The organism is Nitrosomonas sp. (assembly GCF_040240425.1).
GTDB lineage: Bacteria > Pseudomonadota > Gammaproteobacteria > Burkholderiales > Nitrosomonadaceae > Nitrosomonas.
The window spans coordinates 36,505-44,160 of sequence record NZ_QPHG01000025.1 but is presented as its reverse complement, the minus strand read 5'-3'; the positions used below and the strand labels follow the sequence as shown (position 1 = coordinate 44,160).

The 7,656-nt window shown below is 45.1% G+C and carries 5 protein-coding genes; 2 read left to right on the top strand and 3 right to left on the bottom strand.

The annotated features are described in order from the left end of the window. Positions 1-336: 336 nt before the first annotated feature. Positions 337-525: a helix-turn-helix transcriptional regulator gene (locus DU481_RS10710; RefSeq protein WP_350134356.1), complete on the bottom strand. Its 189-nt coding sequence runs from the start codon at positions 523-525 to the stop codon at positions 337-339. A gap of 559 nt (positions 526-1,084) precedes the next feature. Here DU481_RS10710 and DU481_RS10705 point away from each other — a divergent pair. Both DU481_RS10705 and DU481_RS10700 read left to right on the top strand, forming a co-directional pair. After that, positions 1,085-1,852, top strand: a complete 768-nt coding sequence (locus tag DU481_RS10705) for a hypothetical protein (protein WP_350134354.1) — start codon at positions 1,085-1,087, stop codon at positions 1,850-1,852. Between the two features lie 65 nt (positions 1,853-1,917). Further along, entirely contained in the window at positions 1,918-2,511 is a 594-nt protein-coding gene (locus DU481_RS10700) for an HNH endonuclease family protein (RefSeq protein ID WP_350134352.1), read from the top strand. 268 nt (positions 2,512-2,779) lie between these two features. On the opposite strand, the gene DU481_RS10695 is transcribed toward DU481_RS10700, so the two are convergent. Beyond that, positions 2,780-4,864 (bottom strand): UvrD-helicase domain-containing protein, encoded by a 2,085-nt coding sequence (locus DU481_RS10695; RefSeq protein ID WP_350134350.1) that lies wholly within the window; start codon positions 4,862-4,864, stop codon positions 2,780-2,782. A 3-nt stretch (positions 4,865-4,867) separates the two neighbouring features. After that, complete coding sequence (locus tag DU481_RS10690) at positions 4,868-7,654, bottom strand: site-specific DNA-methyltransferase (RefSeq protein WP_350134349.1); 2,787 nt, start codon at positions 7,652-7,654, stop codon at positions 4,868-4,870. Positions 7,655-7,656: the final 2 nt, after the last annotated feature.

Genomic DNA, 7,656 nt, shown 5'->3' with positions numbered 1-7,656 from the left:
TCTACAATACCGTTAAGCCTCATAAGAGTTTGAATAATGCCACCCCTTATGAAATACTCGACGCTTATTTCAATCAACCTCTCTGTAAACAACCCTGAGGTTTCTTACATTTAGTCATATATAATTCCCTTTATCATTGATTCCCAGTTGATCTCTAAGTGTTAAATTGAGTAATAGAGTGATGTGTTACAGAAATTTGCTTCTCATCTCCAACCGGATAATTTATTGAATTGATCCCATCGAACGACAATTTGTCACCTTGCCGGTTTGGCGCCTGCAATTTCGTTGTGACAAACTGTCGCCATCGTTTAGCAATTAGAAAATAGCGATTTCACATTAAGTCTTTCGCGAAACCTCGACCCGCTCTTCTAACCATTTAGTAAGCTCATCTTCAAAATAGCCCACAGACCGCGGCCCCAGATTTATATGGCGCACGAATTTATTTTCTTTCCGCAGCCGGTATATCGCCGATCTGGACATGCCTGACATTTGTATTACCTGCTGCGTACGAAGGACTCTTCGCATAAATAACCTCCAACAAAAAATTTTCAGATGCAGTGAATGGTTGTCACCGCGCTTATGCAAAAGAAAAATCCAACTGCATGATTTTTTCTGTTGCGGAGGCTCTTTACAGATACGAAATTGGCTCGATTTGAAGTAAAAAAGACAGGATTGGAGTGATTGAAAAAACAGAAAAAATTCCTGAAAAATTCTATTCTTTACTATAAAAACAGGTAGTTATGCATTAATAGAAATAATGCAATTGATTGAATTCGGTGTTATCCATTACTTCTATTACTTTTCCCGAGTTGATTAGTACATTCATCGCCAAATTGACTTTTTATGGTAATTAATAGAATTAATATTCCTTGCTTAAAAGAGATAAAGTTAATGGAATTAATTGAACGGATTGAATTAATAGGATTATTTTTATAATTACCATACTGCAATATGTAGCGCCAATTCGGCGGAATCAGCTACTTATGCTTCTGGATTTTTTGCTAAATAATTTGGGGAAATGCTCGTAATTTCCTGGAAGGGTTTTAATTGAATTAATAGAATATTTAACGTCGAGGCACCTCACATGGCAGCACAGGCTGATAATGCAAAAAAGCAAAAATCAAAACCAGTGATCAGCCCATCCCCAAAAAAGCAAACCCAGAATAAGGGAACCGCAAAAAATCCCACAAAAAAGTCAGTGGAAAAGAAATCAGATCAGCCGCAGAATCTATTGAACGAAGTTATGAAGGCTAGGGATCGCTGGCTGGAGATCATTAAAAAGAATAGTATTAAGGAAAAAATTGCTAGTCATGGGTCGTCAGAACGCTTTCCACGAAAGACTCTTTATTTTGTCCGTCCGTCAAAAACCTGGTGGCCAGAAATCAAGGCTGAAATTGATGAATTAAAAAGCAAACTTACTGAATTTAAAAAATCAGGAAAATCAGTATCACGCAAATTGTGGCTACCTACTGTCATAAATGGTGCACAACACATTACCCTTAGAATTTATAAAGCCAGATCCGAAAGAAAGGTTACTTTTGAAACAGCGAAAAAATTTGCACAAAAAACTGATATAGCCAAAAAAATGCTAGAAGCAATGAATAAAGGTCAGGAATATAGAATCAATTCAGCAACAGGCAGGAAATATCTGCTGTCCGCTACAAATGATTCTGGAACTGAAAATTATGCTTTTACTGAATGGGCTCTATGTCTTTGCCCAGGAGAAGATATACCTGAATGCCACTTAAAAAAAATACCTCATAATCATAAAGAAGATAATTCAAAGAAACTGATATGTGCGAATAAAAGAAGTGCTCTTTATGTAAAAGTACCTAGAACTGGTAAAGTTTGATATTTCTACATTTAATAATAAGAACATAATGTTGAACTGATTAAGGCAGTTAAGCTACAGTGGTTTTGAAAATTTATCTCCTACAGCTGTTAGTCGCAATCCTGGTGACACTTTCCGGCTGCGCAGTAGAAAAGCGGGTTACCCCTCAACAGGAATCAATCGCCGCCCCCGCTCCGGTTAGTTCCTACAATCGCAAAGATTGGCCGCACTGGATTGATGCCGATGGGGATTGTCAGAACACACGGCAGGAAATGTTGATCGCTTCTAGCCGGGTGCCGGTCAAATTCAAGGATTCAAGACACTGCACGGTAGTATCCGGCGAATGGTTCGGCGTGTACACGGGCAAAACATTCAGCAAAGCCTCGAATGTCGATATTGATCATATCGTACCCCTAGCTCATGCGCATCGGCACGGTGCGGATAAATGGACGCGCGATCAGCGCCGGACGTTTGCCAATGATTTCGAAAATCTCGTGGTCGTTGACGATGCGGCCAATCAATCCAAATCCGACCAGGCACCGCACGAATGGTTGCCGCCACGAAAAGAGTACTGGTGCGAATATGGCAAGCGCTGGTCTCATATCAAAGAAAAATATCGGTTGTGGTTCAGCAGCCGGGAGCGGGAAACGATGGGGATGTTGGCTGAGACTTGCCGGTAACCGGACAATCAGGTTCCGTACAAATATCGGCAATGTTAGCTTGGAACCCTAAACTGGGTTATTTGATTAACTTATCCAAGTTAGGATCATATCGATAATTCATAATTGATTTTTTAATCGTTTCATCGAGCACAAATAGAGGCGCTAAGAACCATTCGCGGGGCACCGCAGGAAGAAGCATGAGTTCAAGAATGGAAGCGATGTTGGTTTCTAAAAATGGCTATCTTGCAGCGTCAGCCACGAGCAGGACTGCTGTTGGTTTATCTAATTAGAATTTTTGTGATGACGACATATCTTCAAGAAACTCAGAAGGCAGCTCTCCGCTAGTAATTAACAACCGATCCCGCGCCCTGGTGCATGCGACGTAAAGCAAGTGCCTTTCCGTATCATAGACCTCTTCCAAATCGGCATTGTCGGCCACTGACTCTATGCGCTCTTGCGATGGAATAATTTCATCATCGCAAGCCATCACAACAACGGCCCTGAACTCCAAACCCTTGGCAAGGTGCATGGTGCAAATTGCGGCGCTTCCGTGAGCAAGCTGGATGTAGCTGTCCAAAATTTTATATGGCATACCCGCTTTCTCAACAGCAGCCGTTGCGCGATCAAGCTCATTCTCAGAGCGAACAATAACGCCGATTTCATGCGGCTCATATCCATTGTTGAGTAGATTCTCAATCCATCCAGACACGAACGAAATTTCTCCATCTGTCGTATCGAAGTTTTTTATGAGTGGTAACGGGCCATTGAAAACAGAAATTGTGCTGGTGCGGTCGTCTTCGTATCCATCGACATCCGCAACACTGGGGCCAAGCAAACGATCTGCCTGCATACGGATTTGGTGAGACGTGCGGTAATTGACGCGCAAGGTTTTGGATCGACCACGCACCTCAACGCCAAGGGATTTCCAGGAGAATGCCTGTTGGAAAATCCGTTGCCCCAGGTCTCCTGCAAAGAACAGTGCATTAGGCTTATCGCCTCCCAGCGCTGCCAAAAACCTGAGCTGCGGAATGCTAATATCCTGGGCTTCATCAACAACCACAAAATCGTAAGGGCTGTTCTTCTTCTCGCTGAAAGAATTCGTCAAATCCAGATAGATGCCTGCCATTGAGACGGCATTCAAGTTTTTCAACTCAGCGTTTACTTTCTCAAAAATTGCCCAAAGGGCCTGGCGCTGTGACTCCGTGAGTTTTGTTTTCCTCCCAAGTCGGCGAACGTCGCGGTATTCTTCCCATGTAGTAATTTGCCACGCATCGACAACCTGCAACCATTCTTCAAAAACAAAGAATTTAGAATACTTCAATCCATCCGCTTGTTCCGTAAAATTCGAAACCAGCTTGAAAAGTTCATCCTTTTTAAGCTGTGTTTTCTTCTGTGCATTGAAACGATGCAACCGCTGCGCAACGGCATCCATGGAATAAATCTCAAGGCGCTCTGCCAGTCGGGGCGTCTTGCCAATTAAATGCTTCAACTTTTCCTTGAGTGCATTTGCCAGTGCATCTGTAAACGTTGTTAATAACACTCGGGATTCTATGTTTTGCCTTGCAAGATGGGCGGCGCGGTGTAGCGCAACAATAGTTTTGCCTGTACCTGCGGAACCGGATACACGGGCTGGGCCGTTGAAATCCTTTTCAACCAGCTCTTGCTGATCTGGATGAAGAAATACCGTCCATTTTTCCCAAGGCGAATCCAGCGCCCGTTCAAGCGCTTCTACATCGCTCATCATACGGAAGCGCCGTTTAGCATCCGGGTGTTCAAACGGATTCACTGGCTGCGGAATGGCTACCGGCACTCTTGGCGTTCTACCCACTGCAATTTCAAGAACCGCTTCCGCTGCTTCAGCCGGAAGGTGGTTCGCCAATTCAAGAATGGAATCTTCGTTGGAATTCTTTACATCAGTCAGCCATTCGAAAGGCACGCCATATTTCAGTAATTCTTCATCCTGAAACTTTGCAAAAAGTAGCGGTTTTGGCGGTGCGGTCACTTCGACGTTGACGTAATAAGGAACCCTGATTTCCTCGACACGCTCCCGAATTTCCACAAGCTGCGCCGCGCCTGTTGTCGGGTGGGTTTCCAGTTTGCGCTTTTCTGCCCATTTATACGCATCGTCGTGATGGGCAACATAGCAAAGCAGCAAGCTGGACTGGGAACGATGAACAATTATGCGTATATCCCGATTGACGCGCACCGACCAGAAATTCTTATCTTGGGCACGATCTAGCTTGTGAAAACTATGTCCCGGCGCATCAGGATTCATTTGCAAATCGAAGGCCGTGGTTTTAACGGCCTTCTGCTCCTCACCCATTAATTTGGCAAGGCTGCTAGTGAATGAATCGGATATACGAAATTCCATTGACTACACCCTGTAAACTTTCATTACCTCATCGCCCAGGTGGTTGATAACCTTTACCGCGATGCGTCCATTTTTAGGTTTATCAAAAGGCCGTGATAAATCGCTGTTCAGCGAATCCCATGCCTCCTGGTTGATTTCGGCTTTAAGCGTGGTTTTCAGCGATTTATAAGGATCGTTCGCGCCAAGGAAATAGGCGTGACGAACGAAGAAGCTTTCTTCATTATAGTCGGTATCAATAAACCAGCATGCGATGCCTTCCGCGCCATCGCTACGGACTTCGCCTGTATTGGGGTGGAATACATCGACGCCATTGATTTTAACTTGAACTTGGCCGCCCTCTGCATCGAGCACATCAATGTCAGGCTCGCCGAAAATCACGAACAGATTGCCTTTGCCTGTGTTCTTCAGGTCATCGGCCATATGCAGATCGGCATTCATACGCGCCTTCAAGACAGGCACTTTGCCCAGCTTTTCAAATTCCGTGGAATGCGCGTCATAGTTAAAGGCACAGGTGATCAGCACATCAAAGCCCGCATCGGCGGCTTCTCTGGCCGCGCTCACCAAATCCGGCCTTGAGACAGTGCCGAATTCAGGGCCGATGAAAATGGCCGCACGTTTTTCAATCTCTCTCTCGTCGATATAGCGGCCTTCGGCGCAAACCATTTCTCCTGGCCAATGCGTGAGGGATATGAAATTAATCTTGTCTTCCTTGTGCGCCTGCTGAACACCTGCGGTTTTCAGGTTTTCAAGAATGATCTGAACAAAATCCTTCTCATCTTCCAACTCTGCTTTCCGGCTGGCGGGATCAATTAACTCATCGTCGGCACCCACAATGAGGGCGCGATGGGGAGAAAGACTTTCCACCGTAAACGGGCCAGCAACGCGAACTTTTTTATTGTCCTCATACGGCTTGTCGTACAGATACTCAAACTCAGCTTTGGCCGCGATAGACGCATCAATTTCCTTTTGCCGTGCAATTCGTTTATCCCACCACTTCCGGTGAAGCTCTCTGGCTTTATTTGGCCAATTATCTTCGGTCGTTCTTGGAATTTCCCATTCCGCCCACGTCGTTTTCAGTTCTTTGTTTAAGGCGTCGCGCAATGGCTCAAGTTCAAGCTGATACCTGTCCCAAGTAACGTCAATTTCGGTATTGTTGGCTATGGATTTCAGCGTAACGTGCGGTACACGTTCATATACGAAACCATAGCGAATGTTATTGGTTGTTAGTTTCGACGATGGTGCAGTACGAGTAATCTCAGCCTCTTTCAGTACGCCGTCCTTAGAATCTGCCAAGAGATAGTAAGAATAACGTGCCCCCATAATACGAGACCGAGCCAACGCCAATGCAACGCGAGAAGTATCGATCGTTATCCATCTGCGCCCCCACTGCTCTGCAACGTATGCAGTAGTTCCTGAACCACAAGTAGGATCAAGAACAAGGTCGCCGGGATCTGTGGTCATAAGAAAACATCGTTGGATAGTTTTTTGCGACGTTTGAACTACGTAAGTTTTCTGCTCGGCAAAACTACCGAGAAACGTGTCCGTCCAAAGAGAAGTTATTTCCGATACAGGAAAATCTTCCAGGTAATTTACCTGTGACAGACTGTTCGCAGCTACATGCAACCGGCCAGCTTTTCCCATGCGAGTCATACCAGTATGAGTTGTTTTCCAGGGTTTGCCGTAGGTTTTTCCCTGATATTCAAACTCAAAAACAGGATTTCCTTGTGTTGTTATATTGCCAGGTCTGTATAGCTTCCCATCGTTAGGAATTAAAAATGACCTTTTCTCATCAGCTGTTAAACCCCTACGAACTCCATTAGAAAACTCAATCCATGAGTATGTCTTTGCTGAACCATCGCTGATGTCTTTTTCGAAATACGGCTGCCTATATTTTGTTTTCTTCTTGTCTCTTCCATACCAAAGTAAATAGTCACATCGAGTGGAGAGGAAGTTTTGCTTTACGCCTCCAGTGGTGACAAAGGAGATTAATGAACAAAAATTTTCTTCGCCGAAAACCTCATCCATAAGTGCTCTCACTCTATGTGAGTTTTCATCACCAATTTGAACAAATATGGAGCCTGAGTCCGATAATAAATCGCGAGCAACCGTGAGACGATCTCGAAGATAGGTGAGGTAAGAGTGAATACCGTCGCGCCATGTATCACGAAACGCTTTGACCTGTTCAGGCTCGCGGGTAATGTGTTGCGCGTTACCATCCTTTACATCCCGACTGGTCGTTGACCACTGAAAATTCGAATTAAATTTGATCCCATAAGGTGGATCGAAATAAATACACTGTACCTTCCCGCGCATTCCTTCGCGTTCTGCAAGCGAAGCCATAACCTGAAGGCTATCACCCAAAATCATGCGGTTTGACCAATGGGCGTCGTGCTGGTAAAACTCGGTTTTGGCTGCCTCGTTTGGTAGGCCGTTAAAGTCGGCAAACAAATCGCCCATAAAGCCTTCATTCTGCGCGGCGGCTTCGGCATTGGTGCGTTCGGTTTGACGACGCAAGTCGTCAATCAGAACTCTGGGGTGAACTTTTTCCTGAATGTAGAGTGGCGGCGCGTGAACAACAAGGTCAGACCAATCCTGTTCGTCTTTACCGCGCCAAACTAACTGCGGGTCAAGATCGCGATTGCGCTGCTCATACGCCACACGGATTGAGCTTTTGTCTTTCTCGTGAAGTACCGCTTCATATTCCGCCGTGGGGATATTCTTGCGCGAAGCACCGTCATGGGTCAGGGTTTCAACCTTTTTCTTGGCCTGTGGTTTATCTGCTTTTGCCATTG

Coding starts and splice junctions, on each gene's coding strand:
- DU481_RS10710 (WP_350134356.1), bottom strand. CDS start 525: ATGCGAAGAGTCCTTCGTACGCAGCAGGTAATACAAATGTCAGGCATG.
- DU481_RS10705 (WP_350134354.1), top strand. CDS start 1,085: ATGGCAGCACAGGCTGATAATGCAAAAAAGCAAAAATCAAAACCAGTG.
- DU481_RS10695 (WP_350134350.1), bottom strand. CDS start 4,864: ATGGAATTTCGTATATCCGATTCATTCACTAGCAGCCTTGCCAAATTA.
- DU481_RS10690 (WP_350134349.1), bottom strand. CDS start 7,654: ATGGCAAAAGCAGATAAACCACAGGCCAAGAAAAAGGTTGAAACCCTG.